The sequence below is a fragment of the Pseudomonas sp. PSPC3-2 genome, assembly GCF_049897085.1.
GTDB lineage: Bacteria > Pseudomonadota > Gammaproteobacteria > Pseudomonadales > Pseudomonadaceae > Aquipseudomonas > Aquipseudomonas paraveronii.
Map to the genome: position 1 here is coordinate 268,140 of NZ_JAFCVO010000001.1, position 24,581 is coordinate 292,720.

General features: G+C 60.4%; 22 protein-coding genes. 7 read left to right on the forward strand and 15 right to left on the reverse strand.

Translation table 11 applies throughout. From position 1 onward, the window contains the following. The first annotated feature begins 31 nt into the window (after positions 1-31). Genes ACP7CJ_RS01150 through ACP7CJ_RS01160 form a run of 3 tightly spaced genes read left to right on the forward strand, consistent with a single transcriptional unit; the run spans position 32 to position 4,312 of the window. The gene (locus ACP7CJ_RS01150; RefSeq protein WP_276196696.1) at positions 32-1,159 is read left to right on the forward strand and encodes a GNAT family N-acetyltransferase; all 1,128 of its coding nucleotides are present in this window, start codon (positions 32-34) and stop codon (positions 1,157-1,159) included. Further along, positions 1,156-2,925: a sensor histidine kinase gene (locus ACP7CJ_RS01155; protein WP_276196697.1), complete on the forward strand. Its 1,770-nt coding sequence runs from the start codon at positions 1,156-1,158 to the stop codon at positions 2,923-2,925. The genes ACP7CJ_RS01150 and ACP7CJ_RS01155 overlap by 4 nt, the downstream gene beginning before the upstream one ends. Further along, positions 2,915-4,312 carry a sigma-54-dependent transcriptional regulator gene (locus ACP7CJ_RS01160; protein WP_276196698.1) on the forward strand — a complete coding sequence of 466 codons (1,398 nt, stop codon included), beginning with the start codon at positions 2,915-2,917 and terminating at the stop codon, positions 4,310-4,312. Before ACP7CJ_RS01155 ends, ACP7CJ_RS01160 begins: the two co-directional genes overlap by 11 nt. A gap of 131 nt (positions 4,313-4,443) precedes the next feature. Here the strand turns inward: ACP7CJ_RS01160 and ACP7CJ_RS01165 are convergent, their stop codons facing one another. The 11 genes from ACP7CJ_RS01165 to ACP7CJ_RS01215 all read right to left on the reverse strand — a co-directional run bounded on the left by ACP7CJ_RS01165 (position 4,444) and on the right by ACP7CJ_RS01215 (position 16,830). Continuing rightward, on the reverse strand, positions 4,444-4,782 hold the full coding sequence (locus tag ACP7CJ_RS01165) for a GlpM family protein (RefSeq protein WP_276196699.1): 339 nt from the start codon (positions 4,780-4,782) through the stop codon (positions 4,444-4,446). A gap of 10 nt (positions 4,783-4,792) precedes the next feature. After that, positions 4,793-6,133: a sigma-54-dependent transcriptional regulator gene (locus tag ACP7CJ_RS01170; protein ID WP_276196700.1), complete on the reverse strand. Its 1,341-nt coding sequence runs from the start codon at positions 6,131-6,133 to the stop codon at positions 4,793-4,795. After that, the gene (locus ACP7CJ_RS01175) at positions 6,130-8,031 is read right to left on the reverse strand and encodes a sensor histidine kinase (RefSeq protein ID WP_276196701.1); all 1,902 of its coding nucleotides are present in this window, start codon (positions 8,029-8,031) and stop codon (positions 6,130-6,132) included. Before ACP7CJ_RS01175 ends, ACP7CJ_RS01170 begins: the two co-directional genes overlap by 4 nt. Before the next feature lie 110 nt (positions 8,032-8,141). Next, positions 8,142-8,876, reverse strand: coding sequence for an amino acid ABC transporter ATP-binding protein (locus tag ACP7CJ_RS01180; protein ID WP_065926530.1), 735 nt, complete (start codon positions 8,874-8,876; stop codon positions 8,142-8,144). Further along, complete coding sequence (locus ACP7CJ_RS01185; protein ID WP_426099615.1) at positions 8,873-9,544, reverse strand: amino acid ABC transporter permease; 672 nt, start codon at positions 9,542-9,544, stop codon at positions 8,873-8,875. Before ACP7CJ_RS01185 ends, ACP7CJ_RS01180 begins: the two co-directional genes overlap by 4 nt. After that, positions 9,544-10,290 (reverse strand): amino acid ABC transporter permease, encoded by a 747-nt coding sequence (locus tag ACP7CJ_RS01190; protein ID WP_159954486.1) that lies wholly within the window; start codon positions 10,288-10,290, stop codon positions 9,544-9,546. The genes ACP7CJ_RS01185 and ACP7CJ_RS01190 overlap by 1 nt, the downstream gene beginning before the upstream one ends. 194 nt (positions 10,291-10,484) lie before the next feature. Next, the gene (locus tag ACP7CJ_RS01195; protein WP_276196703.1) at positions 10,485-11,411 is read right to left on the reverse strand and encodes a glutamate/aspartate ABC transporter substrate-binding protein; all 927 of its coding nucleotides are present in this window, start codon (positions 11,409-11,411) and stop codon (positions 10,485-10,487) included. A 315-nt stretch (positions 11,412-11,726) separates the two neighbouring features. Further along, the gene (glpD, locus tag ACP7CJ_RS01200; protein WP_426099614.1) at positions 11,727-13,265 is read right to left on the reverse strand and encodes a glycerol-3-phosphate dehydrogenase; all 1,539 of its coding nucleotides are present in this window, start codon (positions 13,263-13,265) and stop codon (positions 11,727-11,729) included. Between the two features lie 276 nt (positions 13,266-13,541). Further along, positions 13,542-14,297 carry a DeoR/GlpR family transcriptional regulator gene (locus tag ACP7CJ_RS01205; RefSeq protein WP_247396312.1) on the reverse strand — a complete coding sequence of 252 codons (756 nt, stop codon included), beginning with the start codon at positions 14,295-14,297 and terminating at the stop codon, positions 13,542-13,544. 95 nt (positions 14,298-14,392) lie between these two features. Next, complete coding sequence (gene glpK, locus ACP7CJ_RS01210; RefSeq protein WP_247396310.1) at positions 14,393-15,898, reverse strand: glycerol kinase GlpK; 1,506 nt, start codon at positions 15,896-15,898, stop codon at positions 14,393-14,395. Positions 15,899-15,975: 77 nt separating this feature from the next. Next, complete coding sequence (locus ACP7CJ_RS01215; RefSeq protein WP_426099613.1) at positions 15,976-16,830, reverse strand: MIP/aquaporin family protein; 855 nt, start codon at positions 16,828-16,830, stop codon at positions 15,976-15,978. Between the two features lie 327 nt (positions 16,831-17,157). Here ACP7CJ_RS01215 and ybaK point away from each other — a divergent pair, with 327 nt between their 5' ends. Further along, positions 17,158-17,628, forward strand: coding sequence for a Cys-tRNA(Pro) deacylase (gene ybaK / locus ACP7CJ_RS01220; protein WP_276196706.1), 471 nt, complete (start codon positions 17,158-17,160; stop codon positions 17,626-17,628). A 128-nt stretch (positions 17,629-17,756) separates the two neighbouring features. Here ybaK and ACP7CJ_RS01225 read toward each other — a convergent pair whose 3' ends face one another. Both ACP7CJ_RS01225 and argF read right to left on the reverse strand, forming a co-directional pair. Further along, entirely contained in the window at positions 17,757-18,866 is a 1,110-nt protein-coding gene (locus tag ACP7CJ_RS01225; protein WP_276196707.1) for an ABC transporter ATP-binding protein, read from the reverse strand. Further along, positions 18,863-19,783, reverse strand: coding sequence for an ornithine carbamoyltransferase (gene argF, locus ACP7CJ_RS01230; protein ID WP_247396301.1), 921 nt, complete (start codon positions 19,781-19,783; stop codon positions 18,863-18,865). Before argF ends, ACP7CJ_RS01225 begins: the two co-directional genes overlap by 4 nt. Positions 19,784-20,216: 433 nt before the next feature. On the opposite strand from argF, the gene ACP7CJ_RS01235 reads away from it, so the two are divergent. Both ACP7CJ_RS01235 and grxD read left to right on the forward strand, forming a co-directional pair. Then, positions 20,217-22,325 (forward strand): molybdopterin oxidoreductase family protein, encoded by a 2,109-nt coding sequence (locus tag ACP7CJ_RS01235; protein WP_426099612.1) that lies wholly within the window; start codon positions 20,217-20,219, stop codon positions 22,323-22,325. Between the two features lie 86 nt (positions 22,326-22,411). Then, positions 22,412-22,750 carry a Grx4 family monothiol glutaredoxin gene (gene grxD / locus ACP7CJ_RS01240; RefSeq protein WP_247396293.1) on the forward strand — a complete coding sequence of 113 codons (339 nt, stop codon included), beginning with the start codon at positions 22,412-22,414 and terminating at the stop codon, positions 22,748-22,750. Positions 22,751-22,830: 80 nt separating this feature from the next. On the opposite strand, the gene bfr is transcribed toward grxD, so the two are convergent. Both bfr and ACP7CJ_RS01250 read right to left on the reverse strand, forming a co-directional pair. Continuing rightward, the gene (gene bfr, locus ACP7CJ_RS01245; protein ID WP_276196709.1) at positions 22,831-23,301 is read right to left on the reverse strand and encodes a bacterioferritin; all 471 of its coding nucleotides are present in this window, start codon (positions 23,299-23,301) and stop codon (positions 22,831-22,833) included. A gap of 201 nt (positions 23,302-23,502) precedes the next feature. Beyond that, positions 23,503-23,721, reverse strand: coding sequence for a bacterioferritin-associated ferredoxin (locus ACP7CJ_RS01250; RefSeq protein ID WP_128587021.1), 219 nt, complete (start codon positions 23,719-23,721; stop codon positions 23,503-23,505). 245 nt (positions 23,722-23,966) lie between these two features. On the opposite strand from ACP7CJ_RS01250, the gene ACP7CJ_RS01255 reads away from it, so the two are divergent. Then, complete coding sequence (locus tag ACP7CJ_RS01255) at positions 23,967-24,569, forward strand: peroxiredoxin (protein ID WP_247396286.1); 603 nt, start codon at positions 23,967-23,969, stop codon at positions 24,567-24,569. The last annotated feature ends 12 nt before the right edge of the window (positions 24,570-24,581 follow it).

Consider the following 24,581-nt stretch of genomic DNA (forward strand, 5'->3'; position numbering starts at 1 on the left):
CGGCGGCTTGCGACAAAAATAAGGGAAATATGTGATTACCACCCAAGCCTTCCCGACCATCCGGGCCATTCGGCGCAGTGCCTGGAATGACTGTTTTCCCGGTGCGCTGGAGGACTGGGACTACTACGTCGCCGTGGAAAATGCCGCCATCGACGATTTTCAATGGCGCTACCTGGCGGTATTTGAAGACGGAGCGCTGGTAGCCGTGGCCGCCGCGTTCATCACCCATTACCGCCTCGATACCACGGTGTCGGGCGCCGGCAAGCGCTTGACCTCGCGGTTGGAGCGACTGTGGCCGGGTGTTTTGCAAGTGGGGCTGTACGCCATCGGTTCGCCGGTGGCCGAGCGTTGCGACGTCGGGTTTGCCAGTAGCGTGCCTGAGGGGCACCGCCCGCTGGTGCTCAAACACCTGCTGCTGGCGGCGCGCCAGGACGCCGATGAGTTCGGCATCGGCCTGGTGGCGGTCAAGGATGCGCCGACGCAGGACCCGCACTGGGCCGACAGTTGCCGCGCGGCAGGCTTTCAAAGCATGCCGAGTTTGCCCACGGGCGTATTGCCGCTGCCTTACGGCTCGGTGGACGCCTACCTGGGCTCGCTGGGCAAATCCACACGCAAGGACTTGCGTCGCAAACTGCGTGCGCCGGGCCCACGGGTGGAGTGGCGGCGCAACATCGACGATGTGCTGCCCGAGGTCATGCGTCTGTATGAGTCCACGTTGACCCGTGCCGAGCTGCAGTTCGAACGCCTGCCCGCCAGCTACTTCACCGGCGTACTTGAACGCCTTGAACAGCGCGCGGTCTGTGCTCTTTACTGGGTGGGCGAGCACTTGGTGGCGTTCAACCTGATCCTGGTGGACGAGCATCGGCTGGTCGACAAGTTTTTCGGGCACGACGCGGAGTTTACCCGTGACTACAACCTCTACTTCCGCAGTTGGTTGACCAATGTCGACTACTGTATCCAACACAATATTGCGCTGTATGAGTGCGGACAGGCCGGGTATGCCAGTAAGCTGCGGCTGGGGTGCGAGTTTGAGGGCAATAGCCTGTTCTTCCGCCACCGTAACCGGCTGGTCAACGGCCTGCTCAGACTCGTGAAAATGTTTCTTCGACCGGATCGTTCCGACCCTGCCATGGCTGCTGCGATAAGCGAAACCCGATGATCACCAAGACCCGCCAAAAAGCCCGCCCCTTTGCCATTTCGCGCTGGAGCGTCCAGCGCAAGCTGGTGCTGGCGTTCTGGCTGGTCAGTGTGATTCCGACCATGATCGCGGCCGAACTGGCCGCCACCACGTTGTCGCAGATTTTCGACAGCAACGTGCGGATCTGGCTGCAGGAGTCGACCAAGATCGTCAAGGACGAGATCGGTGACATCCGGCATGACAACGCGCGCATGGCGAAATTGTTCCTGCGCTACACCAGCCCGCCCTCCAGCCGGCAGGCAGCCAAGCACGACCGGCTCACCGCCGATATCGCCCAAGCTACGGATATCGACGTGGTGGCCCTGATTCGCAGCAGTGATCACAAAGTGGTGTTCAGCACCGCCCCCGATGACATCGTCAAGCAGATCAACCTGACCAGCAACGCCGCATTGCAGACCGTCCAGCTGGAGGGGGTGAGTACCGGTATCGTGGTCTCGACCTTCGAGACCAGCCAGGAAGGCGTTGACTACGTGCTGCTGGTGGCCACCTACCTGGATAGCAGTTTCCTCACCAGCGTGGCCGATGTGCATTCCCTCGACCTGCGCCTGTACCTGGCCAACCCCAGCGGTTTCTCGGAAATTTTCGCGACCCAACGCTTCAAGGATCGCCCCTCGCACATCCCCAAAAGCGTCGAAGCCGAGTTGCGCAGCACCAAGCAGCCCAGCGAACAGTTCACCAACAAATACAGCGGTTTGTATTGGCCGATCTTCAACGATAGCGGCGAGCTGCAAGGCGTGATCTTCAGTGGCCTGCTGCGCCATACCAGCCTGGTGGGGCTGGTGAACCAGAGCAACTTGTTCGTGCTGATTTTCCTGGTTAGCTCGGCACTGTCCCTGGCGGCGGGACTGCTGGTGTCGCGGCGCTTGACCCAGCCGTTGCGCGATCTGTCCCAGGGCGTGAGCGCGGTGATCTCGGGCAATTATGCACACCGTGTGGCGGTCAGCGGCGGCGATGAACTGGCGCAATTGAGCAGCACCTTCAACCATATGACCGAGCGGCTGGGAGAGTTGCATCACCTCGAAGCCCAACTGCGCCGGCGCGACCGCTTGCACGCCCTGGGTGAAGTCGCCATGGGCCTGGCCCACGAAATCCGTAACCCGCTGGGCATCATCAAGACCGCCACCCAACTGCTGCACCGTCGCGCCGACTTACCGGAAGCCGACAAGCGCCACCTGGAATACGTGATCAGCGAAGTCAGCCGGATCAACGACCTGATCACCGAGTTTCTCGACTTCGCCAAACCCAACCCGCCGTTGCGCGTGTTGCTGCCGGCCCGCGCGCTGGTGGAAGACATTCTGGGTTTCTGCGGCCCCGAGCTGGCCAGCCACAACATCGATGCGCACATCGACGACCAGGCGCCCGGCGCGACCATCTACGCCGACGCCAAGCAACTCAAGCAGGCCTGCCTTAACCTGATTCTCAACGCCATCGATGCCATGCCTGAAGGCGGTCGCCTGACCCTGGGCATTCGTTCAGAGGGCGGCAATACGGTCATCAGCATCGCCGACACCGGCCAGGGTATTGCGGCGGATATGATCGAGCGCATCTTCACGCCGTTCGTCACCACCAAGGCCTCCGGCACTGGCCTGGGCCTGGCCAAAGTCTATTCGATCATGGAAAGTCACGACGGCAGCATCGAATGTGCCAGCGAGAATGATGCCGGCGCCACGTTCAGCCTGTACATTCCGGCGATTGGCGAAGACGATGAGGACACTCATGACGCATAACATATTGGTGGTCGACGACGAGCCCAAGCTCTGTGACCTGCTGTCGTCGGCACTCAGCCAGAACGGCATCCAGGTGTTCACTGCGGGGAACGGCCTGCATGCGCTCAAAGTGCTGGAGCAGGAAGACATCGACCTGGTGATCAGTGACTGGCGCATGCCGGGCATGGACGGGCCGGCGCTGCTGGCCGAGATCAAGGTGCGCTATCCCCAGGTGCCGGTGATCGTGATGACCGCCTACAGTACGGTGAAAAACGCCGTGCAGTCGATGCGTAACGGTGCGTATGACTACATCGCCAAGCCGTTCGATATCGACGAACTGGACATCACCGTGGCCAAGGCCCTGCAGTTTCGCGACATCATGCGCGACAACGCACGTATGCGCGCCGAGCTGGACGAGCAGGCGCAGTTCGACAGCCTGGTGGGCGACAGCCCGGCGTTTCGCAAGGTGTTGCAGGCGGTGGATTCGGTGCGCGACAGCAGTGCAACCATCCTGCTGACCGGCGAGAGCGGCACCGGCAAGGAAATGGTCGCCCGCGCCATCCACAAGCACGGCAGCCGGGCCGACAAGCCGTTCGTGGCGGTCAATTGCGCGGCGATCCCCGAAGGGCTGCTCGAAAGCGAAATGTTCGGCCATCGCAAGGGCGCCTTCACCGGCGCCGTGGCCGACCGGGTCGGGCGCTTTATGCAGGCCGACAAGGGCACGCTGTTTCTCGACGAAGTGGGTGACATGCCCCTGGCGCTGCAGGCCAAGATTCTGCGCGCCTTGCAGGAGCGGGTGATCGAGCCGGTGGGCGACCCCCGCGAGCGCAAGGTGGACGTGCGGGTGATCGCCGCCACCAACAAGAACCTGCTGGACGCGGTGGCCAATAAGGAATTTCGCGAGGACTTGTATTACCGCCTCAACGTGTTCCCGATCCCGCTGCCGCCCTTGCGCGAGCGCGTGGAAGACATTGCGCCCCTGGCCCGGCACTTCGCCCAGACCCTCAGCGCCACCGCCGGCAAACGCATCACCGGTTTCAGCCCCGAGGCCTTGCAGGCCATGACGGCGTATCACTGGCCGGGCAATATCCGTGAGCTGCAGAATTGCGTGGAGCGCGCGACCATCGTGGCGTCGTCGCCGGTGATCGAAGATATCGACCTGCCGGGTTATCTGTTCGCGTCCAAGCCCAGCGAGGGCGGCGTGATGGCGATTCTCAGCGACGGGCCGGGCATTCCCCAGGACCTGGATGCGGCGCTGGCGGAGGTGGAGAAAGCCTACATCCAGGCGGCGTTGCTCGAGAGCAATGGCGTACAGGCAGCCGCAGCGGCGAAGATCGGGATTTCCGAGCGCAGCTTCTGGTATCGCCTGAAAAAACTGGGGATTCAGATCGACAAAATAGTCCGCTGAGTTACCTAGCACAGCACTGTTCTAAATGTGGGAGGGGGCTTGCCCCCGATGGCGGTGGATCAGATACAAATAGGCTGTCTGACCCACTGCTATCGGGGGCAAGCGCCCTCCCACATTTGGATTGTGGTGGGTCAGCTATGGAGGCGTACCCAGACGCTGACCAGCACTGTCGCTGCCATCAACCACGCCACCGCCGCCACGGCGAGCGAGGCCTCCAGCCGCAGGCGGTCGACCATCACGTAGAGCGTCGCCAGGTACACAAAGTACGGAATGATCGACCACATCCCGAACAGGATGGTGGTCTTCAAGTCGTCCACCGAGCGGCCCTTGCCGACGATGTAATGGGCGATCAGTGCAAAGGTCGGAAACAATGGCACCAGCCCGGCGATGTAGTAATTCCGGGTCTTAGCCAACGCGGCCAATATCAACACCACCGCCGCGCCCAGGGCGGCCTTCAATACCAGATCCACGCGCAGCTCCCTAGTGGCTTAAACCGTATTTCTTGACCTTGTCGAACAGGGTGGTCTTGGCCATTCCCAGTTCCTGGCTCGCCTGTGTCAGGTTGCCGCCGCTGCGTTGCAGGGCGTCGTTGAGCAGGTTGCGTTCGAAGGCTTCCACCGCCTCGGTGAAGGCCACGCCCTGGCTACCGCTGCTGGCGCCGCTTTTCTTGAAGGCCGGGAGGCCCAGGGCGAAGCGTTCGGCGACGTTGCGCAGTTCACGCACGTTGCCCGGCCAGTCGTGGCTCATCAGGTTGGACAAGGTCTGGTTGTCGAGGTCCGGCACGCTGCGGTCGAAGCGCAGGGATGACTGCTGCAGGAAGTGTTCGAACAGTTGCAGGATGTCTTCGCGGCGCTCGCGCAGGGGCGGCAGTTCCAGGGTCACGACGTTGAGGCGGTAGTACAGGTCGCTGCGGAACTGGCTGGCACGGCTTAATTCGTCAAGGTCGGACTTGGTGGCGGCGATCACCCGGCAATCCACCGCCACACTCTGGTTCGAGCCCAGGCGTTCCAGGGTGCGCTCCTGCAACACGCGCAGCAGCTTGATCTGCAGGTTGATCGGCATGCTTTCCACTTCATCGAGAAACAGCGTGCCTTCGTGGGCGTGCTCGATCTTGCCGATCCGCCGTTTGCCGGCGCCGGTAAAGGCGTTGGCTTCGTGGCCGAAGATCTCGCTTTCGAACAGGTTTTCCGGCAAGCCGCCGCAGTTCAGTGCAACGAACGGGTGGTCGTGGCGTCGGCTGAAATCATGCAGGCAACGCGCGACCAGTTCCTTGCCGGTGCCCGTCTCGCCTTCGATTAGCACGTTGGCCGAAGTATCGGCGACGTTGACGATCAAATCGCGTAAGTTCTGCATCGCTGGCGAGCGGCCGATGATGCGCCCTTCCAGGGAATCGCGCTCGGCCAACTGGCGGCGCAGCGACCAGACTTCTCGCGCCAGCCCGCGTTGTTCCAGGGCGCGGCGCGCCACTTCGACCAGACGTTCGGGGGAGAAGGGTTTCTCCATGAAGTCATAGGCGCCGTTGCGCATGGCGCCGACCGCCATGGAAATATCGCCGTGCCCGGTAATCAAAACCACCGGCAGGCTTTTATCCAGGGTCTTGAGGCGGGTGAGCAGTTCCAGGCCGTCGATACCCGGCAGGCGGATATCGCTGATGACGATACCGGCAAAGTTCTCGCCGATGCGTTTGAGCGCCTCTTCGGCGCTGCCCACGCCGACGCTGAGGATGTCTTCCAGTGCCAGTGCCTGCTGGCAGCCGAGCAGCACATGGGGGTCGTCTTCGACGATCAGGACGGTGAGGTCAGTGTTTTTTTCTACGTTCATGACGACTCAGCTTTTTGAGCGCCCACCAGTGGCAGGCTCAGGACAAAGGCAGTACCACCGCCGACGGGGTGCTCCACGGCGAGGTTGCCGCCGGTGGCTGCGGCCAGGCTGGCGGACAACGTGAGGCCAAGGCCCAGGCCTTGTTCGCCGGGTTTGGTGGTGAAGAACGGTTCGAATAGATGCTTGCGCGCCTCGGGGTCGATGCCATGGCCATTGTCGCGCACCTGTAGGCGGTATTTGCCGTCGGCTTCATGGCCTTCCAGCCACAGCTCGGGCGCCGGTTGTGCTTGCATGGCATCGAGGGCGTTGCCGATCAGGTTGACCAGGATCTGCTCCAGGCGCGTCTGGTCGATCTGCAGTTGGGCCGGGGCAAAGTCGCGGTGCAACGTCAGCGGCAGGCTGTCGAGGCGCGCACCGAGCACTTGGAACGCTGCATCCACGGCCTTGCCCAGGCTGGCTTCGCCCTGGTCGTCGCCGCGTCGCGCGAAGGAGCGCAGGCTGGCGGTGATGCGACCCATGCGGTCGATCAATTCGTTGATGGTCTTGAGGTTCGCGCTGGCGGTATCCAGTGCACCGCGCTCCAGGAAACGCACGGTATTGCCGGACAAGGTGCGCAGCGCGGCCAGGGGCTGGTTCAGTTCGTGGGCGATGCTGGTGGACATCTGGCCGATGGCCGCCAGCTTGCCCGCCTGCACCAGCTCATCCTGGGCGCGGCGCAGGGTTTCTTCGGCCTGGCGGCGCTCGCGAATCTGCCCCTTGAGGCGCTCGTTGCTGGCGCGCAGGTCGGCGGTGCGTTCGGCAATCCGGCGCTCCAACTGGCTGTTGGCTTCCTGCAAGGCTTCCCGGGCGGCCAGGCGGGTGGCGATGACTTTGCGTCGTTCGTTCCAGGCAATCAGCAGGAACGCCACCAGGCCAAAGGCGACGGCCACCAGGATGCCTTGGTTGATCGCCGCCCGGCGCAGGTCGTTGAGCGGGGTGAGCAGGGTGAAATTCCACGGCGTGTCGCTCAGGGGCCGGGTCTGCGCCAGGTAGCTGACTTCGTGCTCGTCGGCCACCACTTCGCTGTTCGCCGGAAAGGTCAGCTTTTCCGTACCCTCGTTGAGGCGCTCGCGGGCTAGGGGCTCCAGCTCGTTCAGCGTCGCCCAGTAATATTGCAGGCTGTGTGCCAGGCGGTCCTTGGTCTCATCGCTCAGGGGGCGCACGGCTTTGAGGCGGCGGGCCGGGTCGCTGGAGAGGATGATGATGCCGTTCTCGTCGCTGACAAACGCTTCGAGACGCGCGCGCTTCCAGCGTTCTTCCAGGGCTTCGAGGCGGACCTTGACCACGGCGACGCCGATGATCTTGCCGTGTTCTTCCAGGCCATGGGCCAGGTAGTAACCGGGTTCGCCGTTGGTGCTGCCGATGCCATAGAACCGCCCGGGCTGGCCGCGCACGGCGTTTTGGAAATAGGCGCGGAAGGACAGGTCTTCACCTTGGTAACTGTCGGCATCGCGCCAGTTACTGGTGGCCAGCACACGGCCGGTGGTATCCATCACATAGATGGCCCGACTGCGGCTGCGCCGGTTCAGGCCTTCGAGGTAGTCGTTGACGGTTTTGCGGGTGTCCTGATTTGGCTCGGCCAGCAGCGCGGACACGCTGGACTCCAGTTCCAGGAGGCTGGGCAGGTAGGTGTATTTGCTCAGCTCGCTTTCGACGGTGCGGGCATGCAGCTCCAACTGGCGTTCGCCGGTATCGCTGAGGGTGCGGATGCCATAGTACTCACTGATCCAGAAGCCGATGTAACCCAAGCCGATCATCAGGGCGATGGTCAACGGCGGCAGGAACAGTTGGCGAATCAGACGAGGCTTCACGGCAAGTGATGGCGGCGCGGCGCGATAGAGGTTGGGGTCGCATTTCATCACAGATGCCTTGGGTCAACCAGAGCTTGCCAACTTGCGCGGCCCAGTGTGGGAGGGAGCAAGCCCTCTCCCACATTGAACCGGTTTCTACAGTGCAAGCTAGGTAGTGCTTAGTGCTGCAGGATTTTCTCGAGGAAGTGCTGCGCGCGTTCGGAGCGGGCGCTGATGTCGCCGAAGAACTCTTCTTTCGGGCAGTCCTCGATGATCTTGCCGGCGTCCATGAAGATCACGCGGTCGGCCACTTTGCGGGCGAAGCCCATTTCGTGGGTCACGCACATCATGGTCATGCCTTCCTGGGCCAGTTGCACCATCACATCCAGCACTTCGTTGACCATTTCCGGGTCGAGGGCCGAGGTCGGTTCGTCAAACAACATGACGATCGGGTCCATGGCCAGGGCGCGGGCAATCGCCACCCGTTGCTGCTGACCACCGGAAAGCTGGCCAGGGTGCTTGTGGGCGTGCGCTGACAGGCCGACGCGTTCAAGCAGTTGCAGGCCCTTTTTGGTGGCTTCTTCCTTGCTGCGGCCGAGCACCTTGATCTGCGCGATGGTCAGGTTTTCGGTGATGGTCAGGTGCGGGAACAGCTCGAAGTGCTGGAACACCATGCCGACGCGCGAACGCAGTTTCGGCAGGTTGGTCTTCGGGTCGGCGATGGACGTCCCGTCGACGATCACGTCGCCTTTCTGGAACGGTTCCAGCGCGTTGACGCACTTGATCAGGGTGGATTTACCCGAACCAGACGGCCCGCACACCACGATCACTTCGCCTTTTTTAACCTCGGTGCTGCAATCGGTCAGCACCTGGAAGTCGCCATACCACTTGTTGATGTTCTTGATAGAGATCATACGGCAAACCTTTTTTGCAGACGCTTGACCAGCAGCGAGGCGGAAAAGCTGATGATGAAGTAGACGACACCGGCGAAGATCAGGAACTCATTGGAGCGGCCGATGATGTCGCCGTTGGAGCGGGCGGAGTTGAGGAAGTCCACCAGGCCCACGGTGTAGACCAGCGAGGTGTCCTGGAACAGGATGATGCTCTGTTGCAGCAGCAACGGGGTCATCTTGCGGAACGCCTGGGGCAGGATGATCAGACGCATGGTCTGGCCATACGTCATGCCCATCGCCTGTGCGGCCCCCATCTGGCCCTTGGGGATCGACTGCACGCCGGCCCGCACGATTTCACAGAAGTACGCGGCCTCGAACATCATGAAGGCCACGACGCAGGAAGTGAACGCACCGATTGGCGTGTCTTCGCCGGTGATCCAGCGCAGCACGAAGGGCACCGCCAGGTAGAACCAGGTGATGACCAGCAGCAACGGAATCGAGCGGAAGTAGTTCACGTAGGCGCCGGCCAGGCGCGATAGCAGCTTGCTGGACGACAGGCGCATCAACGCCAGGGCTGTGCCGAGAGCAATACCGCCGACCACGCCCATGACCATCAACTGCAAGGTCATGATCATGCCGTTCCACAGGCCAGGGATAGCGGGGATGATGCCGCTGAAATCGAGTTCCATTATTTACCCCCCACGGAGATCAGGCCGGGCACGGCGACTTTCTTCTCGACCAGGCGCATCAGCAACATCAGGCTCATGTTCAGGGTGAAGTAGATCAGCGTGGCCAGGGTGAAGGCTTCAAACAGGTTGGCCGAGAACTCGGCGGTCTGCTTGGTTTGCGCCAGCAATTCCATCAGGCCGATCAAGGACGCCACGGAGGAGTTCTTGAACACGTTGAGGAATTCCGAGGTAAGCGGCGGAATGATGATCCGGTAGGCCTGGGGTAGCAGCACGTTCCAGTAGATCTGCGGCAGCTTGAAACCCATGGCGCGAGCGGCGGCTTCCTGGCCACGCGGCAGCGCCTGGATGCCGGTGCGTACTTGCTCGCAGACACGTGCGGCGGTGAACAGGCCCAGGCACACCACAACGCTCAGGTAGGCCGAGGTGGTCGGGTTCAGGTCTTGCTTGTACCAGTCCTGCAGGTTTTGCGGCAGCAGGTCGGGTATCAGGAAGTACCAGATGAACAGTTGCACCAGCAGCGGTACGTTACGAAACAGTTCCACGTAGCAGGTCGCGATGCCCGATACGATACGGTTTGGCACGGTGCGCATGACCCCCAGAATGGAGCCCAGCAGCAAGGCGATAATCCATGCCACGACGGCGATGGCAATGGTCCAGCCCAAGCCGGCGATGTACCAGTCGAGATAAGTCTCGCTGCCAACGCCAGTGGACTTGAAGAACACGCCCCAGTCCCAGTTGTAATTCATTAGGGTCTCCCCTCGAGATCGATCGATGTACAAGCACCCGCTTGGGGAAAATCCGTCCCCGCCTGACGGTGAACGCCAGGCACACACGATCGGCTCGAAAACCGCCCGGTCGAGTGTTCCAAAATAAAGCTAGCAGGTAGTAACAGACGCCTGAGGGAGTGTTGGCTCCCTCAGGAGATAAGGTTAGCCAGGAATCAGATTTTTACGTCAGGCGCTGGCTTGTCGCTCGGATTGGCGATCAGTTCCTTAACCTTTTCACTCATCGGGAAGTTCAGGTTCAGGCCTTTTGGTGGGATCGGGCTTTCGAACCACTTGCTGTAGATCTTGTTGATTTCGCCGGACTTGTACAGGGCGACGATGGCGTCATCCACGGCTTTCTTGAACGCAGGGTCTTCTTTGCGAACCATGCAGGCGTAGGCTTCGAAGGACTGCGGAGTGCCGGTAATGACCCAGTCGTCGGGCTTCTTGGCCTTGGCTTCTTCACCGGCCAGCAGGGCGTCGTCCATCATGAACGCGACGGCACGGCCGCTTTCCAGCATCTGGAAGGATTCGCCGTGGTCTTTGGCGGAGATGACGTTCATGCCCATCTGCTTGTCGGCGTTCATCGCCTTGATGATGCGCTCGGACGTGGTACCGGCGGTGGTCACGACGTTCTTGCCTTTCAGGTCGGCGAAGTCGCTATAGGACGGCTTGCCATCCTTGTCTTTCTTGACCAGCAGGCGGGTGCCGATTTCGAAGATGTTGGTGGTGAACGCAACTTGCTGGGCGCGCTCGGCGTTGTTGGTGGTGGAACCGCACTCGATGTCCACGGTGCCGTTCTGCACCAGCGGGATACGGGTCTGCGAAGTGACCAGGTTGTACTTGGCCTGCAGTTGGGGTTTGTTCAGGTCTTTTTTCAGGGCTTCGACGATAGCCAACTGAATGTCGTGGGAGTAGCCCACCGGTTTGCCCGAACCATCCGCGATGTAGGAAAACGGGATGGAGCTGTCGCGGTGCCCGAGGGTGATGGTGCCGGAGTCGTTGATTTTCTTCAGCGTGCCGGTGAGTTCGGCGGCGAAAACGGGAGTGCTGATCAGAGCGGCAGCGATAGCTGCGCCCAAGATATGGGGAACGATGCGCATCAATACTTCCTCGACATTTGTTTTTTTTATGAAGCCGGTTAAGCGGCTCTCTTATACAGCGAATGCCCATGACGGCTCCTGAGACATCTCAGGCAATCGTCCTGAAGTGTAGAGCATGAGTCGTGCCAGACCATGAGTAAATGACTAACTATATGATTTATATGGCTATTAACTTTATGTGACGGAATATTTGTAATGGCCAGATCCGGCAAACCGAATCAGGCATGGGGGGCGCGTTCGGAAAGCCGAATGGACGCGCCGATATAACAAAGCCCCTGGACCTTACGGCGCAGGGGCTTTTGTGAGAGCGGTCTGTCAGGCCGCCTGGATCTTGCTGCGGCTCAATTCAACCTTGGACAGGTAACGCTGCACGTTGGCCTGTTCTTCCGGGGTGGTGGACAGGCCGAGCTTGGTGCGGCGCCACAGCACATCCTCGGCTTGGGTCGCCCATTCTTCGGTGCACAGGTAGTCGACTTCGCGGGTGTACAGACCGCCACCGAGGTGGTCGCCGAGGTCGGCCAGCGATTGCACGCCTTCCAGCAGGCGCCAGGTGCGGCTGCCGTAGGTGGTGGACCAGCGGCGTGCGATGTCGCTTGGCACCCAGTCGAACCGGGCGCGGATGGCCGCAGCCAGGGCTTCTGGCGTGCTCATGTCTTCGCCGCCCGGCAGGCTCGCGTTGGCGGTCCAGCTTGGGCGCATCTGCGTGAAATAAGGCGCCAGGTGGGCCATCGCCGACTCGGCGAGCTTGCGGTAGGTGGTCAGTTTGCCGCCGAACACCGACAGGATCGGCGCCTCGCCAGTGCCGCCGGAGAGCGACAGGGTGTAGTCGCGGGTGATGGCCGACGGGTTGTCCGACTCGTCGTTGCACAGTGGGCGCACGCCGGAGTAGGTGTGGACGATGTCATCGCGGCTCAGTTGCTTCTTGAAGTGAGCGTTGACCACCTTGAGCATGTAGTCGGTTTCACCTTCAGTAATCGCCACTTTCGCCGGATCGCCGGTGTATTCGCGGTCGGTGGTGCCGATGATGGTCAGGTGGTCCAGGTATGGAATCGTGAAAACGATGCGCTGGTCTTCGTTCTGCAGGATATGCGCGTGGGCGCCGTCGTACAGTCTTGGCACGATCAGGTGGCTGCCCTGGATCAGACGGATGCCGTAGGGCGAATCCAGCTTCAAGTCTTCCTTGATGAACTTGGCGACCCACGGCCCGGCGGCGTTCACCAGCGCCTTGGCGCGGATCGAGAACAGGCTGCCGTCGGCGCGTTCCATGTTCATTTCCCACAGGCCCTTGCTGCGGTGTGCGCTGACGCAACGGGTCTGGGTATGGATGTGTGCGCCTTTTTCGCGGGCAGCCATGGCATTGAGTACCACCAGGCGGGCGTCATCGACCCAGCAGTCGGAATATTCGAAGCCTTTGGTGATTTCGCTTTTCAGCGGGCTATCGGGGCCGAACTTGAGGCTTTTCGAACCCTCGAGTTTTTCGCGCTTGCCCAGGTGGTCATACAGGAACAGGCCTGCGCGGATCATCCACGCAGGCCGCAGGTGCGGGCGGTGCGGCAATACAAAGCGCATCTGCTTGACGATGTGCGGGGCCTTGGCCAGCAGCACTTCGCGTTCGGCCAGGGCTTCGCGCACCAGGCGGAATTCGTAATGTTCGAGGTAACGCAGCCCACCGTGGATCAGCTTGCTGCTGGCGGAGGAAGTGTGGCTGGCCAAGTCGTCCTTTTCGCAAAGGAATACCGACAAACCGCGACCGGCTGCGTCTGCTGCAATGCCGACGCCATTGATCCCGCCACCGATAACGGCAACGTCATAGACTTCGGCAAGCGGTGGAGCAGGCAAGGTAGAAGGGTTCATCGGCTGGCCTCGCGATCTTTTCGTATTGGAATTCGAACATTAATGTTCATTTCCGAAAATGGTAGCTGATAAACGCGCCCACAGCCACCCGAATTCGATTGAAAAAACTCATCGAAGGGCGAGAAAAGGAAAATTTGTGAACATGTGCCTGGGGAAGGCTCAAGGAAATGGGGGCAGGATCAATCGCTATCGGGGGCAAGCCCCCTCCCGCACTTTGATGTGCGAACCCATTCAAATGTGGGAGGGGGCGTGCCCCCGATAGCGTCAGTGCAGGCGCTAGACCACTTCCAGCCGAACCTTATGCTGGTTCAACAACTGCACCAACGCCGGCACCGGCTGCTGGTCAGTCACCAGGCAGTCCACCAGGCTGATCGGCCCCAGGCGAATCATGGCATTGCGCCCGAACTTGCTCGAGTCCGCCGCCAGAATCACCTTGCGCGCATTGGCGATGATCGCCTGGGAAACCCGTACTTCTTGGTAGTCGAAGTCGAGCAGGCTGCCGTCTTCATCGATGCCGCTGATGCCTACCAGGGCGAAATCGACCTTGAACTGGTTGATAAAGTCGACGCTGGCCTGGCCCACGACACCGCCATCACGCCGCACATTGCCGCCGGTCAGCAGCACGTCGAAGTCGTCCTTGGCGCTGAGCATGGTGGCGACGTTGAGGTTGTTGGTGATGATTTTCAGGTGATTGTGGTTGAGCAACGCACGGGCGATGGATTCGGTGGTGGTGCCGATGTTGATGAACAGCGAGGCGTGGTCGGGGATTTGTGCGGCGATCGCTTCGCCGATGCGCTGTTTCTCGTCGCGCATCTGGTCGGCACGCATGGCGTATGCGGTGTTTTCGACACTGGAATCATAGGCCGCGCCGCCGTGGTAGCGGCGCAACAGGTTGGCGTCCGCCAACTGGTTGATATCGCGGCGGATGGTTTGTGGGGTGACAACGAACAACTGCGCCATTTCCTCGATACTGACGTAGCCGCGTTCGCGGACCAGTTCGAGGATTTGTTGCTGGCGGGGAGGCAGATTCATGGGGCGTCCTTTGGGCTGCCATACAAAAGTGGCCCATGATGACGCAGGAATCTGCTCCCTGCCAGTTACAACCCTAAGTGGTTCCGGCGGATGGCTTATTCAGCGCCTTCGTGAGGTTCCCAATCACGGGTGCGGCTCACCGCTTTTTGCCAGCCGGCGTAGAGTTTCTCCTTGGCCGTTTCTTCGAGCTGGGGTTCGAAGAAACGCTCGATCACCGCCTTGCCACGCAATTCCTCCAGGCTGCCCCAGAAGCCACAGGCCAGGCCTGCCAGGTAGGCGGCGCCGAGTGCCGTGGTTTCGCGCATTTGCGGGCGCTCGACCTGGGTGCCGAGGATGTCGGCCTGGAACTGCATCAGGAAGTTGTTGGCCACCGCGCCGCCGTCCACGCGCAGGGATTTAAGGCGTTCGCCGGAATCCTGCTGCATGGCGTCCAATACGTCGCGGGTCTGGTAGGCAATTGACTCCAGGGCTGCGCGAATAATGTGATCCACGCGCACGCCACGGGTCAGGCCGAACAGTGCGCCACGGGCATACGGGTCCCAATACGGCGCGCCCAGGCCGGTGAACGCGGGCACTAGGTACACGCCGTTGCTGTCCTTGACCTTGCCGGCGAAGTATTCGGTGTCATGGGCGTCGTTGATGATTTTCAGCTCGTCGCGCAGCCACTGTACGGTGGAGCCACCGTTGAACACTGCGCCTTCCAGGGCGTAGGCCACTTCACCACGCGGGCCGCAGGCGATGGTGGTGAGCATGCCGTGCTTGGATTTCACCGCTTTGTCGCCGGTGTTCATCAACAGGAAGCAACCGGTGCCGTAAGTGTTCTTGGCCTGGCCCGGTTCCACGCACATCTGGCCGAACAGCGCCGCTTGCTGGTCACCGGCGATGCCGCCGATGGCAATGCCGCTTTTGGTGCGGCCGTAGATTTCCGACGAGGATTTTACTTCTGGCAGCATTTCGCGCGGCACGTCGAGGATGTCCAGCATCTTCGCGTCCCACTCCAGGGTGTGGATGTTGAAGAGCATGGTGCGCGAGGCGTTGGTGTAGTCGGTGACGTGGGTCTTGCCGCCGGTAAATTTCCAGATCAGCCAACTGTCGATGGTGCCGAACAGCAACTCGCCGTTGCGCGCACGTTCGCGGCTGCCTTCGACGTTATCGAGAATCCACTTGAGCTTGGTGCCGGAGAAGTACGGGTCGGTGACCAGGCCGGTGGTGTCGCTGATGTATTGCTCGTGGCCATCACGCTTGAGCTGCTGGCAGATTTCGGTGCTGCGTCGGCACTGCCAAACGATGGCGTTGTAGATCGGGCGGCCGGTGACTTTATCCCAGACCACGGTGGTTTCACGCTGGTTGGTGATGCCGATGGCGGCGACTTGGTCATGGTGCAGGCCGGCTTGGGCCAGGGCTTCGACCATCACCGCGCTCTGGGTGGCGAAGATCTCCATCGGGTCATGTTCGACCCAGCCTGCTTGTGGGTAATGCTGGACGAATTCACGCTGGGCGGTACAGACCACGTTTGCGTCGCGATCGAAGATGATTGCCCGGGAACTGGTGGTGCCCTGATCAAGGGCAATGATGTAGTTCTTATTCTGAATGTCGGTCATGTCGATTGCCTTGGACGAGAAATAAGGATTGGTAAGCCGCCTGGGCCACGAACGGGCAGGGTGGACCAGGCCGGCTATCAGGAAATACGGGTGTTGCCGTTGACGGCACGTTCTTCAGTTTCTGCAGCAGCGGGCGCGGCGCTTGGCAGATGACGGGCAATCAGCCCGCGATACGCTGCGGCACCCAGGCATGCACCGACAATCGGCGCGAAAATCGGCACCAGGAAGTAGGGGATATCACGCCCGCCAGTAAAGGCTATTTCACCCCAACCGGCGAAAAAGGTCATCAGCTTGGGCCCGAAATCCCGCGCAGGGTTCATTGCAAAGCCGGTCAGCGGGCCCATGGCGCTGCCAATCACCGCGATCAGCAAGCCGATCAGCAGCGGCGCCAGCGGGCCGCGTGGCAGGCCGTTGTTATCGTCGGTCAGGGCCGTGATCACGCCCATCAGGATTGCGGTGATGACCATTTCCACCAGGAAGGCCTGAGCTGTGCTCAGCAGTGCATGGGGGTAGGTCGAGAAGACCGAGGCCAATTCCAGGCTGGCCTGGGTGCCGCGCACCAGATGGTGGGTTTGTTCGTAATCGAAAAACAGGTTGCTGTAGAGCGTGTACACCAAGGCCGCGGAGCAGAAGGCACCGGCGACCTGGGCGAGGATATAGAAGGGCAGTTTGCGTTTGTCGAAATCGGCAAAAATACACAGGGCGATGCTGACCGCCGGGTTGAGGTGAGCCCCGGAGATGCCTGCGGTCAGGTAGATCGCCATGCTGACGCCGATCCCCCAGATAATACTGATTTCCCACAGGCCAAAGCTGGCCCCCGCGACCTTGAGTGCAGCGACACAGCCTGTACCGAAGAAGATCAGAAGCGCAGTCCCCAGGAATTCGGCCATGCATTGGCTCGAAAGTGAAGGCTGTTGAAGAGCAGTTGTCATGGAAAACCTCAATTTGTTGTTCTTGTTTGGCGTCTGGCCTCAGCGGGCCTTGCGCGTTGTTCACCGTGCCAAGGATCCCCATCCCGGGCGCGGCTTACTGCTGGAATGCTGCAGGTGTATTCCTACAGTATTCGGAAACGAAAAAATATAGACAAGAATGACGCCTGTCAAAGGTCGAAAGTGAACCATTGGTCATTTTCGAACTATAGGTTTGATGAATGATCACGCTCGCCACGGTAAGTATTGCCGGGAGTGAGGGGCGTACTAGAGCGTTTTGTGTGGGCTTGGCCTAGAATTGGCCATCCGTTTGCCACGCCAGGAGTGTCCATGACCCCCGCATTGGATTTGTTGAAAAAAGTTCGCGCCGAACATCGCATCCACAGTTATGAACACGATCCCAAGGCGGCGTCGTATGGCCTGGAGGCCGCGGAAAAGTTGGGTCTCGACCCGGCGCAAGTGTTCAAGACCTTACTGGCGAGTAGCGAGAAGGGCGAATTATTGGTGGCGGTGGTGCCGGTCGTCGGAAGTCTGGACTTAAAAGCCTTGGCCCATGCCGCTGGCGTGAAAAAAGTCGAAATGGCCGACCCGGCGGCAGCGCAGCGTTCCACCGGCTATCTGTTGGGCGGGATTAGCCCGTTGGGGCAGAAAAAGCGTTTGCGGACCTTTATCGATAGTACGGCGCAGCCGTTCCCGACGATTTTTGTCAGCGCCGGTAGAAGGGGGTTGGAAGTGGAGTTGGCCGCTGCGGTCCTGGCCGAGCATACCCAGGCCAAATTCGCGTCGATCGGGCGGGCCTGAAACCCGTTGTAGAAGGGCCTGAGATCCACTGTGGGAGCGGGCTTGCCCGTGATTTCGGTGTGTCAGTCACGGATGTTGACTGATCTGCCGCCATCGCGGGCAAGCCCCGACATTGAGTACAGGTTTCTTCAGTTGGCAGGGCTGTAGCGCCGCACACCTGAATCGGCGTGAGGCACCTGCGCCGCAGTGCTGCCGGATGCCTGGAACAACACCAGGTGTTCGGCGGCGACACGAATCCCCACGTCTGCACCGACTTGATGGTCGGCATGGCTGGGGAAAATCGACTCCAGCTGTGCGCCCGTCGACAGCTGCAGGCGGTACAGGGTCGAGGCGCCGAGGAACGTCTTGCCGACGATCCGCGCTTTCAATGCACTGTCCGGCGCGTAGACGATGTCATCCGGGCGCAGCAATACATCCACGGCGCCGCCTGTCGGCCAGGTATACGCCCGGTTGCCACGCAGGTCGCCGAGCTCGGTGCTGACGGATTCCGGCGTGCTCAATTGGCCACGGATGAAATAGCCCTGGCCGACAAAGCTGGCGACGTAGGGTGTCAGCGGCTCGTGATAGAGGTTGTAGGGCGTATCCCACTGCTCCAGGCGGCCTTCCTTGAACACGCCGACGTGGTCACTCACGGCGAACGCTTCTTCCTGGTCATGGGTCACCAGGATCGCACTGGTGCCTCGTGCCTTGAGAATGTCGCGCACCTCATGGCTGAGCTTGCGCCGCAGTTCGCCATCGAGGTTGGAGAACGGTTCGTCGAGCAGCAACAGTTGCGGCTCCGGTGCCAAGGCGCGGGCGAGGGCGACGCGTTGTTGCTGACCACCGGAAAGCTCGTGGGGAAAACGCTTGCCCAGGTTCTTCAGGTTAACCAGCTCTAGCAGTTCGGCGACCACGCGGTCTTTCTGCGGGTGCTTGCGAATGCCGAAGGCGATGTTGTCGGCCACGCTGAGGTGGGGAAACAGCGCGTAGTCCTGGAACACCATGCCGATACGACGTTTCTCCGGCGCCAGGGTGAACCCTGCACTGGAGATGACTTCGCCGGCCAGGCTGATTTCGCCTTCGTGGACCGGCTCAAACCCTGCGATCGCGCGCAGGGTGGTGGTCTTGCCGCACCCCGAGGAACCGAGCAGGCAACCGATGTCGCCGGCGTTGAGGTGCAGGTTGAGGTTCTGCACCACCCGCTGATCTTGATAGCCGCATGCCAGATTGCGCAGGTTCAGCAGTAATGGCTGGCTCATGCGTGGTGGTACGCCGGTTCGACCAGAAATTCGAGCAGGGCCTTTTGCGCATGCAGGCGGTTTTCCGCCTGGTCCCAGGCGACCGAACGCGGGTCGTCGAGCAGGTCGAGGCTGATTTCTTCGCCACGGTGGGCGGGCAGGCAATGCATGAACAGCACGTCCGGTGCGGCCAGGTCGAGCAGGGCGCGGGTGACCTGGAATGGCGCAAACAGCTTCAGGCGCTTGGCAGTTTCGTCTTCCTGGCCCATGGAGGTCCAGACGTCGGTGCTTACCAAGTGGGCGCCGATCACCGCATCTTTTGGATCACGCAGGATTTGTACGCGGCCATCAGCGTTGGCCAGGAATTCGGCGGACGGTTCGAAACCTTCCGGGCAGGCGATGCGCAGGTGGAAGTCGAATTGGATCGCCGCTTCTATATAGCTGTTGCACATGTTGTTGCCGTCGCCGATCCAGGCCACGGTCTTGCCCTGGATCGAACCACGGTGCTCGAGGAAGGTTTGCATGTCGGCCAGCAACTGGCACGGGTGCAGGTCATCGGACAGGCCGTTGATCACCGGTACTCGGGAGTTGGCGGAAAATTCGGTCAGGGTACTGTGGGCGAAGGTACGGATCATCACCGCATCGAGCATGCGCGACATGACAATCGCGCAATCGCTGATCGGCTCGCCACGGCCCAGTTGGGTGTCACGTGGCGACAGAAAGATGGCCTGGCCGCCCAGCTGGATCATGCCGGCCTCGAAGGACAAGCGGGTGCGGGTCGACGACTTCTCGAAAATCATCCCGAGCACGCGGTTTTTCAAAGGCTCGAACAGTACGCCGCGGTTACGCAGGTCTTTAAGCTCAATGCCTCGACGGATCACGCTGACCAGCTCTTCGGGCGTGCAATCCATCAGGGAGAGAAAGTGCCTTGCGCTCATCATTAACTACCTTTTTGCAACAGACCGCAGATACTCAAAGCCTTGTTTATTGTGAAAACGGGCGAGACCTGCGGCGAAAGCCGCACGGGGCGACGAAATAGGGGAAGGCGCGATCTTATAATTAAATGTCGCGTCTTACCAATAGGGCTACGGTGTTTAGGGGTGTTCAGATAGGCGCGATAGCGCTTTTGAGGACGATTTCCTGACAGCAGCGGGCCATTTGTACACTGGCGTTGCGACCTTTTGCAATCCGCGAGGGCGGGCCCAGGCCAGGCTGTGTCGGTTTCAGGGGCTATCCGGCAGGTTTTGAAACACTTTTTTACGTTTGCTCATGGCCTGGCCTAATGCCCCTCAATTCACGCGACGAACGTTGCTGGTGCCCGCTGCGGTCGCGGCCCATAGTCAGGCCAAAGCCCTAATAAAGAGACTGGCCATGACCAAGACTCTCCACCACCGTGCCTGCCATCTGTGCGAAGCCATTTGTGGTCTGACCCTGGAAACCACCCAAGCCGAAGATGGCAGCCTGGCGATCACTTCGATCAAGGGTGACGCACTGGACACGTTCAGTCGTGGGCATATCTGCCCCAAGGCCGTGGCGCTGCAGGATATCCAGAATGACCCGGACCGCCTGCGCCAGCCCATGCTGCGAGTGGGTAGCGAATGGCAACCGATTGCGTGGGAAGAGGCCTTCGCGCTGGTGGCCGAAAAACTGTCGGACATCCAGGCGCGCTACGGACAGAATTCGGTGGCGGTGTATCAGGGCAATCCCAGCGTGCATAACTATGGGCTGATGACCCACAGCAACTACTTCCTTGGCCTGCTCAAGACGCGTAACCGGTTTTCCGCGACGTCGGTCGACCAGTTGCCCCATCACCTCACCAGCCACCTGATGTACGGTCATGGCCTGTTGTTGCCGATTCCGGATATCGACCATACCGACTTCATGCTGATCCTCGGCGGCAACCCGCTGGCGTCCAACGGCAGCATCATGACGGTGCCCGACGTGGAGAAGCGCCTCAAAGCCATCCAGGCCCGGGGCGGTAAAGTGGTGGTGGTCGACCCTCGGCGCAGCGAGACGGCGGCGATTGCCGATCAGCACCTGTTTGTGCGGCCCGGTGGCGACGCCGCGTTGCTGTTCGGACTGCTCAATACCCTGTTCGCCGAAAACCTGACCCGTAACAGTTACTTGCCGATTGACGGCCTGGAGGACGTGCGCCGCGCAATCGCCGGGTTTACCGCCGAGGCCATGAGCCACCAATGTGCGGTGCCTGCTGAACAGATCCGCCAACTGGCGCGGGATTTTGCCGCCGCAGATAAGGCGGTATGTTACGGGCGCATGGGCGTTTCGACGCAGGCGTTCGGCACGCTGTGCCATTGGCTGGTGCAATTGATCAACGTGGTCACCGGCAACCTGGATCGTCCGGGCGGTGCCTTGTGTACTACGCCGGCGGTGGACCTGGTGGCCTCGACTTCCGGCGGGCATTTCAATCGTTGGCAGAGCCGTGTGTCAGGGCGTCCGGAATACGCTGGCGAGTTGCCGGTGTCGGCGCTGGCGGAAGAAATGCTCACCGAAGGTGAAGGGCAGATCCGCGCCCTGGTCACCGTGGCCGGCAATCCGGTCCTATCAACCCCCAATGGCCGCCAGTTGGAGCAGGCCCTGGACGGGCTGGAGTTCATGGTCAGCGTCGATCTGTACATCAATGAGACGACGCGCTATGCCGACTTGATCCTGCCGTCCACCTCGGCCCTGGAAAACGATCACTACGACACCACGTTCAATATGTTCGCGGTGCGCAATGTCAGCCGTTTCAATCGTGCGATCCTGCCTAAGCCTGAAGGCGCGCTGCATGACTGGGAGATCTTCGTTGGCTTGGCCAAGGCGTTTGCGGCGCACACCGGGGTTGCGCTCAAGCCGACCCTGCCACCGGCGCAAATGATCGACTTCGGCCTGCGCGCCGGCGTGTATGGTGATGCTTCCGGCCACAAATTGTCGGTGGCGATGCTCGCTGAGCATCCCCACGGCGTGGACTTGGGCCCACTCAAGCCCAATCTCGCTGCGCGCCTGAACACCGCGAATGGTCGGGTGCAGACGGCACCAGCGGTAATTCTGGCGGACCTGGCGCGTTTCGCGGCGCAACCGCTGCCACAGGCCAACGAATTGCTGTTGATCGGCCGCCGCCATGTGCGCAGCAACAATTCCTGGATGCACAACTATCACCGCTTGGTGAAGGGCAAGCCGCGGCACCAGTTGCACATGCATCCCGACGATCTGGCCAGCCGCCAATTGAGCGACGGGCAGCGGGTGAAGGTCAGCTCGCGCATCGGCATGATCGAGGTGGAGGTGGTCGCCAGCCTGGACATGATGCCTGGCGTGGTCAGCCTGCCGCACGGCTGGGGCCATGGTCGTCCGGGCGTGCAGATGATGATCGCGAGCAGTCAGCCAGGTGCCAGTGCGAACGACCTGACCGACGAACGGCAACTGGATGAGTTGTCGGGCAACGCCGCGCTGAACGGCGTGCCGGTACAGGTCGCTGCGGCATAATGTGCCCGAGCACCGCGCTGGGATTTTGCGTTACAATGCGCCACCGTGCCGACCTGTGAGTCGCAAAGTTCCAGCCGAGGTGTTCCATGGATATCATCGAAACGATCAAAGAGCAGATTGCCAGCAACACCATTCTGCTTTACATGAAGGGCTCTCCCAATGCCCCGCAGTGCGGTTTCTCCGCGAAGGCGTCCCAGGCCATCATGCAGTGTGGCGAGAAATTCGCTTACGTGGATATCCTGCAAAACCCGGAAATTCGCGCCAACCTGCCGAAGTACGCCAACTGGCCGACATTCCCACAACTGTGGGTAGCCGGTGAACTGGTCGGCGGCAGCGATATCATCACTGAAATGGCCGCTGATGGTTCGTTGCAAGCGCTGGTCAAAGACGCAGCAGTAAAAGCGGCAGCTCAGACTGAAGCTTGATGCTTGTGTAAAAAACCGCGCAATAAAAAGCCCCGCTTCTCCTAAGAGAGCGGGGCTTTTTTGTACCTGCCGGCTAAGGGTTATTCGCCCATCTGCGATTGCAGGTAGTTCTCCAGGCTGACCTTGTCGATCAGGCCCAGTTGTGTTTCCAGCCAGTCGATATGTTCTTCCTGGTCTTCCAGGATATCTTCCAGCAGTTCGCGGCTGCCGAAGTCCTGGGTCACTTCGCAGTGAGCGATGGCGGCCTTGAGGTCGCTGTGGCTCTTGCGTTCAAAGCCCAGGTCGCTGCTGATCATTTCCTGGGTGTGCTCGCCGATGTTCAGCTTGCCCAGGTCCTGCACGTTGGGCAGGCCTTCCAGGAACAGGATGCGCTTGATCAGGGCATCGGCGTCCTTCATGGCTTTGATCGATTCCTTGTACTCACGCTTGCCCAGCTTTTCCAGGCCCCAATCGTCATACATGCGCGCATGCAGAAAGTACTGATTGATCGCGACCAGTTCATTGGCAAGGATTTTGTTGAGTTGCTGGATGACTGAGATGTCGCCTTTCATGACTGGGGTCCTGCCCTGTATTCGCTGTATATAGGCCAGAGTTTGAGTGGCGAACCCCTTAGTGTCAAACCTAAGTAATTGAATAATAAATGAAAATTAATCTGAATAAGAATGTTTTAGTTCCGCGTCTTGGCCCTAACTAATTGAATTGCGGGCATAAAAAAGCCGGACACGAAGTCCGGCTCATTAAAATACGTTCATTCAAGCGTGCGTAAATTCTGCTGAATAGGGGCGCGCGGCCTGGGCTGTTTGCAGCTGCGTCAGGGTTTCCCGTACCACTTGTTTGGCGAGGCAAGCACATTTACCGCATTGGCTGGCAACGCCGGTCGTTTCACGCACTTCCTTGTAGCTGCAGCAACCTTCGTAGATTGCTTCGCGGATTTGTCCGTCGGTGACGCCAGTGCAGAGGCAGACATACATAAGGGAGAACCATCGCGGGTTTAAGGCTTAAGTGCGATGGATCTTAATGTTAACGAGAATGATTGTCAAAGTTGTTTTGCAGTGCTGGGCAGTGACTTGGCCTGCGCGCTGACGAACGGTTTTTTCAGTGTATGATGGTCGGTCTTCACGAAGCGTGACTGCGTCACAGGCTTGTCGCTTATGCGCGGCAGACTCAAGGCAGGTCCTTTTACTTCAATCGTCACCCCTACATCAGGAGATATCCAATGAGCGTACTCGTCGGCAAACAAGCCCCGGATTTCGACGTACCTGCCGTTCTCGGCACTGGCGAAATCGTTGACAGCTTCAAGCTGTCTGAAGCCATCAAAGGCAAATACGGCCTGGTGTTCTTCTACCCGCTGGACTTCACCTTCGTCTGCCCTTCGGAGCTGATCGCTCTGGACCACCGCATGGACGATTTCAAGGCGCGTAACGTCGAAGTGGTCGCGGTTTCCATCGACTCCCACTTCACCCATAACGCCTGGCGCAACACGGCCATCAACGATGGTGGCATCGGCAAAGTCAAATACACCATGGCTGCCGACATGAAGCACGACATCGCCAAGGCCTACGACGTTGAGTCCGAAGGCGGCGTGGCATTCCGTGGCGCGTTCCTGATCGACGACAAGGGCGTTGTGCGCTCCCAGATCATCAACGACCTGCCGCTGGGCCGTAACATGGAAGAGCTGATCCGTCTGATCGACGCCCTGCAATTCCACGAAGAGCACGGCGAAGTTTGCCCTGCCAACTGGAAAAAAGGCGACAAAGGCATGAACGCTTCGCCAGAAGGCGTTGCAGCGTACCTGACCGAGAACGCCGGCAAGCTGTAAGCCAAGTTATCG

What these genes read in the sequence shown, in the direction of transcription:
- ACP7CJ_RS01155 (WP_276196697.1), top strand. Translation starts at nt 1,156, where the DNA reads ATGATCACCAAGACCCGCCAAAAAGCCCGCCCCTTTGCCATTTCGCGC.
- ACP7CJ_RS01160 (WP_276196698.1), top strand. Translation starts at nt 2,915, where the DNA reads ATGACGCATAACATATTGGTGGTCGACGACGAGCCCAAGCTCTGTGAC.
- ACP7CJ_RS01170 (WP_276196700.1), bottom strand. Translation starts at nt 6,133, where the DNA reads ATGAACGTAGAAAAAAACACTGACCTCACCGTCCTGATCGTCGAAGAC.
- ACP7CJ_RS01175 (WP_276196701.1), bottom strand. Translation starts at nt 8,031, where the DNA reads ATGAAATGCGACCCCAACCTCTATCGCGCCGCGCCGCCATCACTTGCC.
- ACP7CJ_RS01180 (WP_065926530.1), bottom strand. Translation starts at nt 8,876, where the DNA reads ATGATCTCTATCAAGAACATCAACAAGTGGTATGGCGACTTCCAGGTG.
- ACP7CJ_RS01185 (WP_426099615.1), bottom strand. Translation starts at nt 9,544, where the DNA reads ATGGAACTCGATTTCAGCGGCATCATCCCCGCTATCCCTGGCCTGTGG.
- ACP7CJ_RS01190 (WP_159954486.1), bottom strand. Translation starts at nt 10,290, where the DNA reads ATGAATTACAACTGGGACTGGGGCGTGTTCTTCAAGTCCACTGGCGTT.
- ACP7CJ_RS01195 (WP_276196703.1), bottom strand. Translation starts at nt 11,411, where the DNA reads ATGCGCATCGTTCCCCATATCTTGGGCGCAGCTATCGCTGCCGCTCTG.
- glpD (WP_426099614.1), bottom strand. Translation starts at nt 13,265, where the DNA reads ATGAACCCTTCTACCTTGCCTGCTCCACCGCTTGCCGAAGTCTATGAC.
- ACP7CJ_RS01205 (WP_247396312.1), bottom strand. Translation starts at nt 14,297, where the DNA reads ATGAATCTGCCTCCCCGCCAGCAACAAATCCTCGAACTGGTCCGCGAA.
- glpK (WP_247396310.1), bottom strand. Translation starts at nt 15,898, where the DNA reads ATGACCGACATTCAGAATAAGAACTACATCATTGCCCTTGATCAGGGC.
- ACP7CJ_RS01215 (WP_426099613.1), bottom strand. Translation starts at nt 16,830, where the DNA reads ATGACAACTGCTCTTCAACAGCCTTCACTTTCGAGCCAATGCATGGCC.
- ybaK (WP_276196706.1), top strand. Translation starts at nt 17,158, where the DNA reads ATGACCCCCGCATTGGATTTGTTGAAAAAAGTTCGCGCCGAACATCGC.
- ACP7CJ_RS01225 (WP_276196707.1), bottom strand. Translation starts at nt 18,866, where the DNA reads ATGAGCCAGCCATTACTGCTGAACCTGCGCAATCTGGCATGCGGCTAT.
- argF (WP_247396301.1), bottom strand. Translation starts at nt 19,783, where the DNA reads ATGAGCGCAAGGCACTTTCTCTCCCTGATGGATTGCACGCCCGAAGAG.
- ACP7CJ_RS01235 (WP_426099612.1), top strand. Translation starts at nt 20,217, where the DNA reads ATGACCAAGACTCTCCACCACCGTGCCTGCCATCTGTGCGAAGCCATT.
- grxD (WP_247396293.1), top strand. Translation starts at nt 22,412, where the DNA reads ATGGATATCATCGAAACGATCAAAGAGCAGATTGCCAGCAACACCATT.
- bfr (WP_276196709.1), bottom strand. Translation starts at nt 23,301, where the DNA reads ATGAAAGGCGACATCTCAGTCATCCAGCAACTCAACAAAATCCTTGCC.
- ACP7CJ_RS01250 (WP_128587021.1), bottom strand. Translation starts at nt 23,721, where the DNA reads ATGTATGTCTGCCTCTGCACTGGCGTCACCGACGGACAAATCCGCGAA.
- ACP7CJ_RS01255 (WP_247396286.1), top strand. Translation starts at nt 23,967, where the DNA reads ATGAGCGTACTCGTCGGCAAACAAGCCCCGGATTTCGACGTACCTGCC.